Annotated in this window: 15 protein-coding genes; 1 reads left to right on the top strand and 14 read right to left on the bottom strand. The window is 72.6% G+C overall.

Annotated elements, in window-relative coordinates:
• Window positions 1-8: 8 nt before the first annotated feature.
• From ACFY3N_RS10690 to ACFY3N_RS10755, 14 genes are all read right to left on the bottom strand, one after another.
• Window positions 9-905, bottom strand: coding sequence for an ABC transporter permease (locus tag ACFY3N_RS10690; protein WP_390816257.1), 897 nt, complete (start codon window positions 903-905; stop codon window positions 9-11).
• Window positions 892-1,680, bottom strand: a complete 789-nt coding sequence (locus tag ACFY3N_RS10695) for an ABC transporter ATP-binding protein (protein WP_390816258.1) — start codon at window positions 1,678-1,680, stop codon at window positions 892-894. The genes ACFY3N_RS10690 and ACFY3N_RS10695 overlap by 14 nt, the downstream gene beginning before the upstream one ends.
• A gap of 36 nt (window positions 1,681-1,716) precedes the next feature.
• On the bottom strand, window positions 1,717-2,820 hold the full coding sequence (locus ACFY3N_RS10700) for an aliphatic sulfonate ABC transporter substrate-binding protein (protein WP_390816259.1): 1,104 nt from the start codon (window positions 2,818-2,820) through the stop codon (window positions 1,717-1,719).
• 223 nt (window positions 2,821-3,043) lie between these two features.
• On the bottom strand, window positions 3,044-4,378 hold the full coding sequence (locus tag ACFY3N_RS10705; RefSeq protein ID WP_390816260.1) for a sulfate adenylyltransferase subunit 1: 1,335 nt from the start codon (window positions 4,376-4,378) through the stop codon (window positions 3,044-3,046).
• Window positions 4,379-4,380: 2 nt separating this feature from the next.
• A complete protein-coding gene (gene cysD, locus ACFY3N_RS10710; protein ID WP_390816261.1) occupies window positions 4,381-5,316 on the bottom strand; it encodes a sulfate adenylyltransferase subunit CysD in 936 nt (311 codons plus the stop codon).
• A gap of 91 nt (window positions 5,317-5,407) precedes the next feature.
• On the bottom strand, window positions 5,408-5,944 hold the full coding sequence (gene cysC / locus ACFY3N_RS10715; protein WP_390816262.1) for an adenylyl-sulfate kinase: 537 nt from the start codon (window positions 5,942-5,944) through the stop codon (window positions 5,408-5,410).
• A 40-nt stretch (window positions 5,945-5,984) separates the two neighbouring features.
• On the bottom strand, window positions 5,985-6,695 hold the full coding sequence (locus tag ACFY3N_RS10720; protein ID WP_390816263.1) for a phosphoadenylyl-sulfate reductase: 711 nt from the start codon (window positions 6,693-6,695) through the stop codon (window positions 5,985-5,987).
• The gene (locus ACFY3N_RS10725; protein ID WP_149547040.1) at window positions 6,692-6,871 is read right to left on the bottom strand and encodes a hypothetical protein; all 180 of its coding nucleotides are present in this window, start codon (window positions 6,869-6,871) and stop codon (window positions 6,692-6,694) included. The genes ACFY3N_RS10720 and ACFY3N_RS10725 overlap by 4 nt, the downstream gene beginning before the upstream one ends.
• On the bottom strand, window positions 6,868-8,583 hold the full coding sequence (locus ACFY3N_RS10730; protein ID WP_390816264.1) for a nitrite/sulfite reductase: 1,716 nt from the start codon (window positions 8,581-8,583) through the stop codon (window positions 6,868-6,870). The genes ACFY3N_RS10725 and ACFY3N_RS10730 overlap by 4 nt, the downstream gene beginning before the upstream one ends.
• A gap of 129 nt (window positions 8,584-8,712) precedes the next feature.
• A complete protein-coding gene (locus ACFY3N_RS10735; protein WP_310887545.1) occupies window positions 8,713-8,796 on the bottom strand; it encodes a putative leader peptide in 84 nt (27 codons plus the stop codon).
• Between the two features lie 127 nt (window positions 8,797-8,923).
• The gene (locus ACFY3N_RS10740; protein ID WP_390816265.1) at window positions 8,924-9,496 is read right to left on the bottom strand and encodes a GNAT family N-acetyltransferase; all 573 of its coding nucleotides are present in this window, start codon (window positions 9,494-9,496) and stop codon (window positions 8,924-8,926) included.
• Between the two features lie 60 nt (window positions 9,497-9,556).
• Window positions 9,557-10,831 carry a hypothetical protein gene (locus ACFY3N_RS10745; protein ID WP_390816266.1) on the bottom strand — a complete coding sequence of 425 codons (1,275 nt, stop codon included), beginning with the start codon at window positions 10,829-10,831 and terminating at the stop codon, window positions 9,557-9,559.
• Window positions 10,832-11,029: 198 nt separating this feature from the next.
• On the bottom strand, window positions 11,030-12,319 hold the full coding sequence (locus ACFY3N_RS10750) for a GAF domain-containing protein (protein WP_390816267.1): 1,290 nt from the start codon (window positions 12,317-12,319) through the stop codon (window positions 11,030-11,032).
• Window positions 12,320-12,558: 239 nt separating this feature from the next.
• Complete coding sequence (locus ACFY3N_RS10755) at window positions 12,559-14,193, bottom strand: acyl-CoA dehydrogenase family protein (RefSeq protein WP_390816268.1); 1,635 nt, start codon at window positions 14,191-14,193, stop codon at window positions 12,559-12,561.
• A 90-nt stretch (window positions 14,194-14,283) separates the two neighbouring features.
• Between ACFY3N_RS10755 and ACFY3N_RS10760 the strand changes: the two genes are divergently transcribed.
• On the top strand, window positions 14,284-15,423 hold the full coding sequence (locus ACFY3N_RS10760) for a YihY/virulence factor BrkB family protein (protein ID WP_390816269.1): 1,140 nt from the start codon (window positions 14,284-14,286) through the stop codon (window positions 15,421-15,423).
• Window positions 15,424-15,504 lie beyond the last annotated feature (81 nt).

Here is a 15,504-nt window from a genome sequence, read left to right on the forward strand (position 1 = left end):
GGTGTCCCTCAGCCCTTCACCAGCAGACCGCGGCTGCGCAGCACCCACCGCTCCAGCGGACTGAAGATCAGCAGGTCGATGGCGATACCGACGGTCAGGATCAGCAGGATGGCCTCGAAGACCATGGCCATGTCGCTGGCGTTGCGGCCGTTCTCCAGGAGCTGGCCGAGTCCCACGCCGAGGTCCGGGAAGGACGCGATGATCTCCGCGGCCATCAGCGAACGCCAGGAGAACGCCCAGCCCTGCTTCAGACCCGCCACATAGCCCGGCAGCGCGGCCGGCAGCACGACGTGCCAGGTGCCCTTCAGCCCCGTCGCGCCCAGCGTCCGGCCGGCCCGCAGGAACAGCGGGGGCACCTGGTCGACGCCGGAGACCAGGCCATTGGCGATCGAGGGGACCGCGCCGAGCAGGATGACGGCGTACATCATCTGGTTGTTCAGACCCAGCCAGATCACCGCCGGCGGCACCCACGCCACCGACGGCAGGGACTGCAGACCGGACAGGATCGGCCCGATCGCCGCGCGCACGAACCTCACCCGCGCCACCAGCAGCCCCAGCGGGGTGCCGATCAGCAGCGCGAAGAGGAAGCCGAGCAGACCGCGCGAGACGCTGGTCCAGATGTAGCCGAGCAGCTCCCCCTGGAGCCACGCCCGGCGGACGACGTCCCACACGGCGCCCGGGGAGGGCAGCTTGGTCGGATCGTCGACGATCTTGAAGGAGACCAGGGCCTGCCACACCGCCAGCACCAGCGCGACGGCGACGACCGGCGGCAGGATCTTCTCCACGAAGGTCTGCCGCAGCGGCTTGCGTCCGGTCTGCACCGTCTCCAGTGCGTCGAGCCCCGCCTCCAGACCGGCGAGGTCGCCCCCGTCCTTGTCCTTCGCGGTCGTCTCAGTGCTGGCCATGACGGCGGATCTCCCCACGGAGTTCTTCGGTGATCTCGACGGACAGTTCCGCCACGGCGGTGTCCTCGATGCGGCGCGGATGCGGAATGCCCACCGTCCACTCGCGGGCGATCCGGCCCGGACGGGAGGACAGCAGCACCACCCGCTGCGCGAGCCGGACGGCCTCGCGCACGTTGTGCGTGACGAACAGGACGGAGAGCCGCGTCTCGCGCCAGATCCGGGTCAGCTCGTCGTGCAGCACGTCCCGCGTGATGGCGTCCAGGGCCGCGAACGGCTCGTCCATCAGCAGCAGCCGGCTGTCCTGGGCGAGCGCCCGGGCCAGCGCCACCCGCTGCCGCATACCGCCGGACAGCTCGTGCACCCGCTTGCCGTGCGCGCCCTTCAGCCGGACGAGCTCGAGCAGCTCCTCGGCCCGTTCGCGGCGCTCGTTCTTCTGCACACCCCGCAGCTTCAGGGCGAGTTCGACGTTCTTGCCCGCGGTCAGCCACGGGAAGAGGGCGTGCTCCTGGAACATCAGGGCCGGCCGCCCGTCCGTGGCGATCGTGCCGGCCGTGGGGCGGTCGAGCCCCGCGACCAGGTTGAGCAGCGTGGACTTGCCGCAGCCCGAGGCACCCAGGAGGGTGACGAACTCACCGGGCGCGACATCGAGGGTGATGTCGTCCAGCACGAGCTGCTGTCCGGCGGGGCCCGCGAACGACTTCGAGACATGCTCGATCCGGGCGGCGTGCGTGGCCGCCCCGATGCCGTCGGCGGCCTTGGCGAGGGTCGTGCCCATGGTCGTCACCTCCTGGGGACTCTTCGTGATCCGGGCTTATTCGGCGCCGAGTCCGGCGTCGTCGACGGTGGGCTCACCGGCGGCCTCCAGGACCTCGTTGAGCAGCGTGAGGTCGTAGATGCCGGCCAGGTCGGGCCGCTCCAGCAGGCCCGCCTCGACGGCGTGCTCCGCCTGGGCGCCGAGCGTGGCGGCCAGCGGGTCGTCGGTGAACCCGATCGACTCCCACGCCGGGTCCAGCACCTCGGCGGGCAGCGCCTTGCCGGAGTCGGCCGCCAGCTGCTCGTTGGCGGCGGTCCTCGCCTCGTCCGGATGGGCGTTGATCCACCGGTTGGTCTCGACGGACGCCTTCAGCACCGCCTCGACGGCCTTCGGGTGCTCCGCCAGGAACTCCTGGCGCACGATGATGTTCGTGATCACGAACTTCCCGTCCGGCCACAGCGTCGCCTCGTCCAGCAGCACCCTGCCGCCCTCGGCGACCAGCTTCGACGCGGTCGGCTCCGGCACCCAGGCGCCGTCGACCGACCCGGCCCTGAACGCGTCCGGGGTGACCTTGTTGTCGCTGCGGACGACCGTGACGTCGCCCCTGCCGCTCTGGGGGTCGACCTCCCAGCCCTGCTCGGCGACCCAGTTGAGGAACGCGACGTCCTGGGTGTTGCCCAGCTGCGGGGTGGCGATCCGCTTGCCCCTGACGTCCTTCAGTGACTTCACCCTGTCCGGGTCCACCACGAGCTTCACCCCGCCGGACGCCGAACCGCCGATGATCCGCAGGTTCCTGCCGCCCGACTTGGTGTAGCCGTTGACGGCGGGGGACGGGCCGATGAACCCGATGTCTAGGGAACCGGAGTTGAGCGCCTCGATCTCCGACGGCCCCGCGTTGAAGACGGCGTACTTCGCCTCCGTGGCGCCGAGCGCCTTCTGGAACAGGCCCTTCTTGTTGCCCACCAGCGCGGTGCCGTGCGTGAGGTTGCCGAAGTAGCCGATCCTGACGGAGTCGAGACCGTCGACCTTCTTCGCCCCCGCGGCGACCTTCACGGTGTCGTCGTCCTTGGCCTGGGAGCCGTAGCCGCAGGCGGCCAGGGCGAGCAGCGGGAGCACGGCCATGACCGCGAGGGCACGGCGCAAGGCGGATGTGGCAGGCACGGGAGGTGTTCCTCTCGGAGGCCCGGCGGTCACGGTCTCTCAGGCCGTGGCCGGGAAGTCGGCGGGTTTTCGTCTACGGCGGCGGGGGGCGGGGGCGCCCGGGCGGTGCGTCCGCGTCATCGCGCACATCGGTCCACTCCCCCCTGGCCGCTGCCGAGGAATCCGCTGCCGACGCGGCCGCCCTCCTTCGCGAACCCGGAGTAGAAGTCGGTGGGGTTCATGCTCAGAAGTCCCACCCGTCGTCCCCGGCCTCGTCCTTGACGGGCTCCGGTGCGGCGAAGGACTCACCGACCATGCCGGCGGTGAGCGTGGTGCCGTCGCTGGGGTCGATGAGGATGAACGAACCGGTGCGCCGCGAGTCCGCGTAGGAGTCGGCGGGCAGCGGCTCGGCGGTACGGATCTTCACCCGGCCGATGTCGTTGGCGGTGAGCCGCCCGGGGTGCGGGTGCAGCGACAGGTCGTCCAGCGTCAGCCGGGACGGGATGTCCTTCACGATCGCCTTGACGGTGCGGGTGCCGTGCTTGAGCAGCACCCGGTGGCCGACGGTCAGCGGCTGGTCGGCGACATGGCACACGGTGGCCTCGACGTCCTGCGAGGTGGCCGGCGCGTCCTTGCTGGGGACGATCAGGTCACCGCGGGAGATGTCGATGTCGTCGGCGAGCAGCAGCGTCACCGACTGCGGCGTCCAGGCCGTGTCGACCGGCTCGCCCAGCAGGTCGATCCCGGTGACCGTCGTCGTCCGCCCGGACGGCAGCACGGTCACCTCGTCGCCGACCCGGAAGGTGCCCGCGGCGATCTGGCCCGCGTAGCCCCGGTAGTCCGGGTGCTCGGCGCTCTGCGGCCGGATCACGTACTGCACGGGCAGCCGCGCGTGGCAGTGCGCCAGGTCGTGGCTGACCGGGACGGTCTCCAGGTGCTCAAGGACCGTCGGCCCGCCGTACCAGTCCATGTGCGCGGACGGCTCCACCACGTTGTCGCCGACCAGCGCCGAGATCGGGATCGCGGTGACCTCGGGAACGCCGAGCTCGGTCGCGTACGCCGTGAACTCCTCGGCTATCGCCGCGAACACGGGCTCCCGGTAGTCGACCAGGTCCATCTTGTTGACGGCGAGCACGACGTGCGGCACCCGCAGCAGGGCGGCGATGGCGGCGTGCCGGCGGGTCTGCTCGACGACGCCGTTGCGGGCGTCGACCAGGATCACGGTCAGCTCGGCCGTGGAGGCGCCGGTGACCATGTTCCGCGTGTACTGCACGTGGCCCGGGGTGTCGGCGAGGATGAACCGCCGCCGGGGCGTGGCGAAGTAGCGGTAGGCCACGTCGATGGTGATGCCCTGCTCCCGCTCGGCCCGCAGGCCGTCGGTGAGCAGCGCCAGGTCGGGCGTCTCCTGGCCCCGGCTCGCCGACACCCGCTCCACGGCCTCCAGCTGGTCGGTGAGGACCGACTTGGAGTCGTGCAGCAGCCGGCCCACCAGGGTGGACTTGCCGTCGTCGACGGAACCGGCGGTGGCGAACCGCAGCAGCGTGGTGGCCGCGAGCTCCTCGCTCGTGATGGTGCTCATGGTTAGAAGTACCCCTCGCGCTTGCGGTCTTCCATCGCGGCCTCGGAGAGCTTGTCGTCGGCGCGGGTGGCACCGCGCTCGGTGAGCCGGGAGGCGGCGATCTCGGTGATCACCTTCTCGATGGTGTCGGCGTCGGAGTCCACCGCGCCGGTGCAGGACATGTCGCCCACGGTCCGGTAGCGCACCAGCCGCTTCTCGACCTTCTCGCCGTCCTTCGGGCCGCCCCACTCGCCGGCGGTCAGCCACATGCCATTGCGGGCGAACACCTCGCGCTCGTGCGCGTAGTAGATCTCCGGGAGCTCGATGCCCTCGCGGGCGATGTACTGCCAGACGTCCAGCTCGGTCCAGTTGGAGAGCGGGAACACGCGGACGTGCTCACCGGGGGCGTGCCGGCCGTTGTACAGGTTCCACAGCTCGGGGCGCTGGCGGCGCGGGTCCCACTGGGAGAACTCGTCGCGCAGCGAGAACACCCGCTCCTTCGCGCGGGCCTTCTCCTCGTCCCGGCGTCCGCCGCCGAAGACGGCGTCGAACCTCTCGCTCTGGATCTTCTCGGTGAGCGGCACGGTCTGCAGCGGGTTGCGGGTGCCGTCCGGGCGCTCCTTCAGCACCCCGCGGTCGATGTAGTCCTGCACGGAGGCGACGTGCAGCCGCAGTCCGTGCTTCGCGACCGTGCGGTCGCGGTAGTCGAGGACCTCGGGGAAGTTGTGCCCGGTGTCGACGTGCAGCAGCGAGAACGGGACCGGCGCCGGGGTGAACGCCTTCAGCGCCAGGTGCAGCATGAGGATGGAGTCCTTGCCGCCGGAGAACAGGATCACCGGCTTCTCGAACTCGCCCGCCACCTCGCGGAAGATGTGTACCGCCTCGGACTCGAGGGCGTCCAGGTGGGAGAGGGCGTACGGGTTCTCCGTCCCCTCTTCGACGGTGGCGACGGTCGTCATGCTGCGCCCCTTTCGTTCGCTTCTCCGCCCGCGCGGCGCAGAGGTGCGGCCTTCGTGGTCGTCCGCGGCTGAGTGGCCGCGCGTGCGTCGCTCACAGAAGTCCCCTTTCGCTGAGCAGGGCGTGCACCGACGCCGCGGACTCCTGCACGGTCTGGTTCTGCGACTCGATCCGCAGATCGGGCGTCTCGGGCTCCTCGTACGGGTCGTCCACACCGGTCAGCCCGGTGAGTTCACCCGCGGCCTGCTTGGCGTACAGGCCCTTCACGTCGCGTACCGAGCACACCTCGACCGGGGTCGCCACGTGCACCTCGACGTACGGCGTGCCGTTCGCCTCGTGCCGCTTGCGGACCGCGTCCCGGCTGTCCGCGTACGGGGCGATGACCGGGACGAGCGCGGTGACGCCGTTACGGGCGAGCAGTTCGGCGACGAAGCCGATGCGCTGCACGTTGGTGTGCCGGTCCTCGCGGGCGAAGCCGAGGCCCGCGGAGAGGAACTCGCGGATCTCGTCGCCGTCGAGCACCTCGACCCGGCGGCCCTGCTCGCGCAGCCGGCCCGCCAGCTCGTGGGCGATGGTGGTCTTGCCTGCGCTCGGCAGACCCGTGAGCCAGACGGTGGCTCCGGTCGTCACGTGGTTCTCCCTGAATCTCGATGGTCCGGCGGTCGTCATGTCAGCCGTGCAGCCCGCACTCGGTCTTGGCGCGGCCCGCCCAGCGGCCGGCGCGCGCGTCCTCGCCCTCCAGCACCCGCCGGGTGCAGGGCGCGCAGCCCACGGAGGCATAGCCGTCCATCAGCAGCGGGTTCGTGAGGACGCCGTGCTCGTCGACGTACGCTTGCACATCTTCCTGTGACCACTTCGCGATGGGGGAGATCTTCACCTTCCGCCGCTTCTCGTCCCAGCCGACGACCGGGGTGTTCGCCCGGGTCGGGGACTCGTCGCGGCGCAGGCCGGTCGCCCAGGCCGCGTAGCCCTTCAGACCCTCCTCCAGCGGCCGGACCTTGCGCAGCCTGCAGCACAGGTCGGGGTCGCGGTCGTGCAGCTTCGGGCCGTACTCCGCGTCCTGTTCGGCGACCGTCTGCCGCGGGGTCAGCGTGATGACGTTCACGTCCATCACGGCCTCCACCGCGTCGCGGGTGCCGATGGTCTCCGGGAAGTGGTAGCCGGTGTCGAGGAACACCACGTCGACGCCGGGCAGTGCGCGGGAGGCGAGGTGGGCGACCACCGCGTCCTCCATCGAGGAGGTCACGCAGAACCGCTTGCCGAAGGTCTCGGCGGCCCACCGGAGGATCTCCGGCGCGGAGGCGTCCTCCAGGTCCCGGCCCGCCTGCTCGGCCAGCGCCTTCAGGTCCTCGGCGGTGCGCTCGTCCTGAACAGTCGTCATGTCCGGTCCCCTCCCGTGTCGGATCGCTCGAGCCCCCGGGCGAGCAGCCCGAGGAACTTCAGCTGAAAGGCTCGGTTGCACGCGCCGCATTCCCAGGCGCCGTGGCCCTGCTCCCCGGGACGCAGGTCCTCGTCCCCGCAGTAGGGGCAGTGGAACGGAGCCGCACGCTCGCTCACGACAGGGCCTCCTCCGGCGCGCGGCCGACCCAGGCCGCGAACCGCTCGCCGTCCTCGCGCTCCTCCTGGAAGCGCTTGAGGACCCGCTCGACGTAGTCGGGGAGTTCGTCCGCGGTGACCTTCAGACCGCGCACCTTGCGGCCGAAGCCGGCCTCCAGGCCGAGCGCGCCGCCGAGGTGCACCTGGTAGCCCTCGACCTGCCGCCCCTGCTCGTCGAGCATCAGCTGGCCCTTGAGACCGATGTCCGCCACCTGGATACGGGCGCAGGCGTTCGGGCAGCCGTTGAGGTTGATGGTGATCGGCTCGTCGAAGTCCGGGATGCGGCGCTCGAGTTCGTCGATCAGCGAGGCGCCGCGCGCCTTGGTCTCGACGATGGCGAGCTTGCAGAACTCGATGCCGGTGCAGGCCATCGTGCCGCGCCGGAACGGGGAGGGCCTCGCGCTGAGGTCCAGCGCCTCCAGGGACTCCACGAGGGAGTCGACCCGGTCCTCCTCGACGTCGAGGATGATCATCTTCTGCTCGACGGTGGTCCGCACCCGGCCCGAGCCGTGGGCCTCCGCGAGGTCGGCGATCTTGGTGAGCGTGGTGCCGTCCACGCGGCCGACGCGCGGGGCGAAACCGACGTAGAAGCGGCCGTCCTTCTGGCGGTGCACACCGATGTGGTCGCGCCACCGCTGCGCCGGCTGCTCGGGCGCCGGACCGTCGGTCAGCCTGCGGTGGAGGTACTCGTCCTCCAGTACCTGGCGGAACTTCTCCGCACCCCAGTCGGCGACCAGGAACTTCAGGCGGGCGCGGTTGCGCAGCCGGCGGTAGCCGTAGTCGCGGAAGATCGACAGGACGCCCTCGTAGACGTCGGGGACGTCCTCGATCGGCACCCAGGTGCCCAGCCGCACGCCCAGCTTGGGGTTGGTGGACAGTCCGCCGCCGACCCACAGGTCGAAGCCCGGCCCGTGCTCGGGGTGGCGGACACCGACGAACGCCACGTCGTTGATCTCGTGCACCACGTCGAGGACGGGCGAGCCGGAGATGGCCGTCTTGAACTTCCGGGGCAGGTTCGAGTACGCCTTGTTGCCCAGGACGCGGCGCTTGATCTCCTCCAGCGCCGGGGTGCCGTCGATGATCTCGTCCTCGGCGATGCCGGCGACGGGGGAGCCGATCATCACGCGGGGGGTGTCGCCGCAGGCGGTGACCGTGGACAGGCCGACGGCCTCCAGCCGGTTCCAGATCTCGGGGACGTCCTCGACCCGGATCCAGTGGTACTGGACGTTCTGCCGGTCGGTGATGTCGGCGGTGCCGCGCGCGAACTCCTGGGAGATCTCGCCGATCACCCGCAGCTGCCGGGTCGTCAGCGCCCCGCCGTCGATGCGCACCCGCAGCATGAAGTACTCGTCGTCCAGCTCCTCCGGCTCCAGGACGGCGGTCTTGCCGCCGTCGATCCCGGGCCTGCGCTGGGTGTACAGACCCCACCAGCGCATCCGGCCGCGCAGGTCGCTGGGGTCGATCGAGTCGAAACCGCGCTTGGAGTAGATCGTCTCAATGCGTGTCCGCACATTGAGACCGTCGTCGTCCTTCTTCACCTGCTCGTTGCCGTTGAGCGGAGTGAAGTGCCCCGCGGCCCACTGTCCCTCGCCGCGGTGACGGCTCACCTTGCGGCGGGGAGTCGCGGTGGCAGGCTGCTGCGCGGAGGCAGGGTTCTGCGGGGTGGCGGCCATGGTTGATACGTCCTTCGGGACAGGCGGGAGGGATGCTCTGACCTGCGCGTGCGTGCGCGCGGGCGCAGGTGCGCGTCATTGCGCGGGAGTGTGGTGGAGATGAGGAAGGTCGGGCGGTGCTGGGTGCTCTCAGCGCGCCGGACAGATGGCGCTGGACATGCGGCCGAGGTCGACGTGCCGCCGACTCACCAAGGCGATTCCAGTTCCAGGCATGACGGAAGCGTGGCACGGCGATCTGGACACAGTCCAGCTTCGTCCAAGATGCGGACACCCTTGTCTCGGAATGAGAGACAAGGGTGTCCTTGGTCACAAGCGCCGCAGGCGGTCTTGTCCGTGCTGGTCAGACGGGGTAGGCCCCGGTCCACGGGCCCGGCGTCGGCGCCTCCGGCTCGTCCTCGACCCTGGTGTCGAACAGGGTGAAGCCGCGGCGCCGGTAGTTGTCCAGGGCGTACTCGCCGTCCTTGCTGCAGGTGTGCAGCCACACCCGCGCGGTCGGCTTCAGCTCCGGCCGGCGGTCCGCCAGGTCCCAGGCGCGGGCCGTGCCGTACGACAGCAGGTGCCCGCCGATGCGCCGCCCCCGGAAGGCGGGCAGCAGCCCGAAGTAGACGATCTCGACGGCCCCGTCCCCCTGGGCCTCCAGCTCCACGTACCCGGCCGGCGTCCCGCGGTCGTAGGCGACCCACGTCTCCACCTCGGGCCGGTCCAGGTGTTCCAGCCACCGCGCGTACGTCCAGCCCAGCCGGTCGGTCCAGCGGACGTCCCCGCCGACCGAGGCGTACAGGAAACGGCTGAACTCGGGGGAGGGCACCTCGGAGCGGACGACCCGCACGTCCCCCTCGGGCACGGCGGCCGGGAGGAGGTCGGTGGGCGCGGTCTGCTCCAGGGACCAGGTGGTCACGGAGATGGTCGTCATGCCCGAAAGGGAACCATCCGGCACGAGCTCCTGTCGAACGCCTGATCAAGGCGCGGACGGCTACCGGTCCAGGGAACGGTCCACGGACGCCAGCGGCAGGGCGAACAGCATCCGGCCGGACTGGGACCACACGTCGCCGCTCCCCTCCCAGTAGGACAGGGACACCGCCCCGGCGCTCCAGCAGCGGTGCGTCCCGTCCGCGCCGCACCGGGTGGGGCGCGCCCCGTCCGCGTCCTGCCGCCACAGCGTGCCGCGCTCGTCCGGTGTCCCGGTCGTCCGGCCCAGGTACCAGCCCGACCGGTACGACAGCACGCTGCGCACCTCGGTCAGTTCCGTCTCGTACACCCCGACCGGGTCCGGGTCGAGCAGTCCCGCGCGCTCCGGCCCGGTACTGAAGGCGTACCGCCACAGCCGGGTCGGCCCGTCCTCGTCCGCGGGCGCCGTCCCGTGCGCGACCACGCTGTCGGGCGCGGTGGTGCGGTCCAGGGAGATGCCGCCCGGCCGGGGCGCGCCGGCCCCGTCCGTCCGGTAGGAGGCGACGGCCGGCAGCACGTACCGCGCTCCCGCCGCCGACCAGCCGCCGGGCACCCGCCCGACCGCCGTGCCGTTCACGGTGGCCCGCTGGACCCGGTCCACGTCGTACACGTACAGCGCGCTGTCGTCCGCCGGGCCCGCGGTGACCAGCAGTTTGTCCTGGTACCAGACCATGCCGGACACGGCGGAGCCGAGTCCGCGGTAGTCGCGGCCGCCGTCCACCGGAACGGCCAGCAGGACCCAGGTGTAGCGGAGGTCGTCCGGGTCGCCGGCGTCCACGTAGGCGACGCGGGCGAGACCGTCCCCGGACGGCGTGCCGGTGTCGCGGCTCCACCCCGAGAGGATCACCCGGTGCTCGCCCCAGCGGCCGTCGTCGTCCGCGTCCCCGGAGGTGGTGACCGCGCCGGACCGCCAGCCGTCGGTGTCGGCGCCCGGCCAGCAGTACGCGTGGGTCGCGACGGGCTCGGTCGGCAGGGCCCGCCGGTCGTCGGCCGTGCACTCCTCGGCGTCGCCCAGGGCGCCGTCGGGATCGGCGAGCACGGAACCGACGCCGACCGGCCGGCCCATCGCGCCGGAGAGCCGGTCCAGCGCGTCGCGCTCCACGGGGTGCTCGGTCAGCCGCAGCGGCGCGGTCTCGGCGGACGCGGTGAGCGGCTTCAGCGCCCCGGGGTCGTCGGCGTCGGTGGCCTGGGAGGCGCTGATCATGGTGGCGGCCGCGGTCAGCGCGAGGGCGGTCCCGGCCAGCGCCGCCCGCAGCGCCCTGCTCCGCCTGTGCCGGCGGTGTCTGCCGCGATGCTTCATGACATCCTCCCGAGACGAGCCAACTGCGTCCGGTGGTCCGAGGGTTGACCGTGGAGCAGCTGGGGTGGCCCGTAGCGGGATGCTACGGCAGTGGGCCGGGGCGGGAGAGGAGGACCCCGCAAATCCGCGAAACCGTGACCCGCCGAGGCGCTCCGGGGCACGTCCGTACGGCCCCGCGCGGTCTTGACGGGCGGGGGGTCAGTCCCCCCGCGCCGGTCGCCGCCGGCGGCCCAGGAACGGGGCCGTCGAGTGGGGGAACAGGTCGTGGGGGTCGTCCGGGAGGACGGTCTCCACCTCGGCGGTCTCCGTGAAGCGGTAGGGGCGGTGGTCCAGGAGGGGGCCCAGGTAGCGGCGCACGCGGGACATCTCCGCGCGCACCGTCACCGTGCGGGCCGGGTCGCCGAGGACGTCCCGGGCGAGGTCCGCGGCACTGCGCCCCGCGCGGTGCACGGCCAGCAGGTAGAGCAACTCGGCGTGCCGGGGGCTCAGCTCCCGGGTCCAGGAGCCCGCCCCGCCGGACACCTCCACCGACCAGCGGCGCGGCCCCCCGAGATCCAGCACGATCCGGGTCGCGGCGCGCGCCGCCGGTTCGTCCGCCGCCCGCACCAGCCAGCCCCCGGCCAGCGGCTCCAGCGAGCAGCGGCCCAGCGCCGGCAGCCACCGCATGCCCGCCGACACCGACCCGGGCAGCGCCAGCCGCTCCGTGTACGGCATCCCCGTCACCGCCGCCGTCCACCCCTGCCGGTCCACGACCAGCGCACGCCCGCCGATCCGGGCCAGCACCGGCGCCGCCACCGCGCGCAGCCGCTCCAGCGACCGCAGATGCGTCTCCCGCAGCCGCGCCTCGGAGAGCTTGGCCACCGAGTCGACCCACGCCAGCGTGGCCGGGTGCATCGTCTCCAGCGGCCCGCTCACGTCCACCACGCCGATCAGCCGCCCGTCGCGGGGATCGGTGATCGGCGCCCCGGCACACGTCCAGGTGGCGTGCGACCGCACGAAGTGCTCGGCGGCGAACACCTGCACGGGGTGCCGCGTCACCGCCGGCGTGCCCACCCCGTTGGTGCCGACGACCTCCTCGCGCCAGTCCGCGCCGATCTCCAGGCCCAGCCCGTCGGCCTTGCGCAGCACCGGCGCGCTGCCCTCCCGCCACAGCACCCGGCCCTCCCCGTCGGCCACCACCATGATGTGGTGGGCGGCGTCCGCGACCGACAGCAGCCCCTCCCGCAGCACCGGCAGCACCTGCCGCAGCGGCGACGCCTCCCGCCGCCGCTGCACCTCCTCGCGGGACAGCAGCCCACTGCGGAAGTCGTGGTCCGGGTCCACCCCGCCGCGCAGCATCCGCTCCCAGGACTGCCCGATCACCGGGCGGGGGGCCACGGGCGCGCGCCGCCCGGAGAGCGCGGCGGAGCGGACCTCGTCGAGCACCCGCGCCGCACGCGCCGTGTCGACGGCGGCCAACCGCGTCACGTCCATCGGCGAGAGCGCCACCGGTCCTCCCGGGAGAAAGGCTGTCGGGACCCATACTGCCGTCCGCCCCCGGGGCGAACGCCCGGTACGGCCGCGGCGACACCACGTTGCAACCCCCTGCAACCCTGGTGGGGAACCCCCGGCCGTCCGAGACTTGGGCGACGCCGTCCCGAGCGGCGTCCACGGCTCGTAAGGGGCCTGTGCGGCGGGGGTGGTGCCGTGTCGGCGCAGCACCACCCCCGCGTCGCGCCCGCCGCCGCTCAGGACACCGGCCGGGCCCGCTCCACCACCGACGCCAGGTCCAGCGTGTGCGGCAGCGTCCCGAACGCCGCGCCCCCGTCCCCGCCCAGCCGCGCCGCGCAGAACGCGTCCGCCACCTGCGGCGGCGCGTACCGCACCAGCAGCGACCCCTGGAGCACCAGCGCGAGGCGCTCCGCCAGCCGCCGCGCCCGCCCCTCGACGCCCTCCAGGTCCGCCAGTTCCGTCAGCAGGTCCTTGATCGCGGCGTCCAGCCGGTGGTCCGCCCCGCGCGCCCGCCCGACCTCCCGCAGATACGCGTCCAGCGCCGCCGGCTCCCGGCGCAGCGCCCGCAGCACGTCCAGCGCCTGGATGTTGCCCGCGCCCTCCCAGATCGAGTTCAGCGGGGACTCCCGCACCAGCCGGGGCATCCCCGACTCCTCGACGTACCCGTTCCCGCCCAGGCACTCCGCCGCCTCCACCGCGAGGGGCGCGCACCGCTTGGTCACCCAGTACTTCGCCGCCGGCACCGCGATCCGCAGCAGCGCCCGCTCCTGCTCGCCGTCGTCGTCGTACGCCGCCGCCAGCCGCAGCGCCAGCGTGGTGGCCGCCTCCGACTCCAGCGCCAGATCGGCCAGCACATTGCGCATCAGCGGCTTGTCGACGAGCTTCCCGCCGAACGCCTCCCGGTGGGCGCAGTGGTGCACCGCCTGCGCCACGGCCTGCCGCATCAGCCCCGCCGAGCCCAGCACGCAGTCCAGCCGGGCCGCCGCCACCATCCCGATGACGGTGCGCACCCCGGCCCCCTCGTCCCCGACCCGGCGCGCCCACGTCCCGTCGAACTCCACCTCGGCGGACGCGTTGGACCGGTTGCCCAGTTTGTCCTTGAGCCGCTGGAGGAGGAACACGTTGCGCGTGCCGTCCTCCAGCACCCGCGGCACCAGGAAGCACGTCAGGCCGCCGGGCGCCTGCGCCAGCACCAGGAAGGCGTCCGACATCGGCGCCGAGCAGAACCACTTGTGCCCGGTCAGCTCGTAGGCGCCGTCCTGAGCCAGCGGCCGGGCCGCCGTCGTGTTCGCCCGTACGTCGCTGCCGCCCTGCTTCTCCGTCATGCCCATCCCGAACAGGGCACCGGGCTTGTGCCCCGCGGGCCGCAGGGCACGGTCGTAGACCACCGACGTCAGCCGCGGCTCCCACTCCGCCGCCAGGGCCGGGTCCGCGCGCAGGGCGGGGACCGCCGCGTGGGTCATCGACAGCGGGCAGCAGGTGCCGGCCTCCACCTGCGTCCACACCACGAACGCCGCCGCCCGCCGCACATGCCCGCCCGGCCGCCCCCAGGCCGCCGTCAGCCCCGCCGAGACGCCCTTGCCGAGCAGCCGGTGCCAGGACGGGTGGAAGTCGACCTCGTCGATCCGGTGACCGTAGCGGTCGTGGGTGCGCAGCCGCGGCGGGTTCTGGTCGGCCAGTACCCCCCACTCCTGCACCTGCGCGGACCCGGCGCTCCGCCCCAGCCCCGACAGCTCGGAGCGGCCCTCGTCCCGCACGTCCGGCGCCAGATGCCGCTCCACCGCCTCCACCAGCGCCCGGTCGGCGCCGAACACGTCGTACTGCACCAGTGGGGGAGCCTGATTGGTCACGGTGTGCGTGGTGCCTGCCATGTCCACGAACGTACCCCGCGGTACGCCGGCCTCACCCGCCGATCCGGCCTGTGGGTGAGTGCGACCTGGCACGACGGATACCTTTAGGTCGTGCAGCCAGCAAGTGAATCCCCCGACGCGCCCTCCGGCCGCCTCCACCGGGCCCGGGCCCTCTACCGGAACGTCTCCAAGCGCAGGACCGCCTGGCTGCTGCTGAAGGACACCGTCAACTCGTGCATGGAGTACCGCATCCTGGGCCTGGCGGCGGAGGCGGCGTTCTTCACGCTGCTGTCGGTCCCCCCGCTGCTGCTCAGCCTGATCGGCCTGCTCGGCTACGTCGACGCCTGGACCGGCGCCGACACCATCCAGAGCGTGCAGCGCAACCTGCTGGACGCCTCGCGGACGGTGCTGTCCGACCGGGGCGTGAGGGAGATCGCGGAGCCGATCCTGCGGGACGTCACCAAGGGCGGCCGGCCCGACGTGATCTCCCTCGGCTTCCTGATCGCCGTGTGGTCGGGCTCCCGCGCGGTGAACGTCTTCATCGAGACCATCACCGTCATGTACGGCCTCGACGGCGTGCGGGGCATCGTCAAGACCCGGCTGCTGGCCTTCCTGCTGTTCATCGTGGCCCTGCTGATCGGCTCCGTCGCGCTGCCGCTGATGGTGGCCGGCCCGGACGCGGTCGTCCGGGTGGTGCCCGGGTCGACGACGCTCGTCCAGATCCTCTACTGGCCGGTCGTGATCCTGCTCTCCGTCGCCTTCCTCACCACGCTGTACCACGTCTCCGTGCCCGTGCGCTCCCCGTGGATCGAGGACGTGCCCGGCGCGCTGGTCGCCCTCGCCATGTGGGTGCTCGGCAGTTTCCTGCTGCGGCTCTACCTGACGAACACCGTCGAGGGCCCCACCATCTACGGCTCCCTCGCCGCCCCCGTCGCCGTACTGCTGTGGATCGGTGTGTCCGCGTTCGCGGTGCTCGTCGGCGCCGCGGTCAACGCGGCCATCGACCGGGTCTGGCCGGCCGCCGCGACGGCCGCGGCCCGCGAGGCCAACGAGCGGCTGCGGCAGGCGCAGGTCGCCGAGTACGTGGCCCGCACCACCGCGGCCGGCGAGGCCGACCCCGACATGCCCTCCGAGTTCCCCGAACGCTGGTCCCGCTTCCTGCCCCCCGAGGACGTCACGGCCCGGCTGCGCGCCCACGTGAAGTCCACCCACCCGAGGAACGTGCAGCCCCCGGAGGACGAGGAGAAGTGAGCCCGGCGGCCGGCGCACGCCTTCCGGGCCCCGGCCGCCGCCCGCACGACGTCCGCGAGGCCCCGGCGGCCCGCGCCATTA

The organism is Streptomyces sp. NPDC000348, from assembly GCF_042898795.1.
GTDB lineage: Bacteria > Actinomycetota > Actinomycetes > Streptomycetales > Streptomycetaceae > Streptomyces.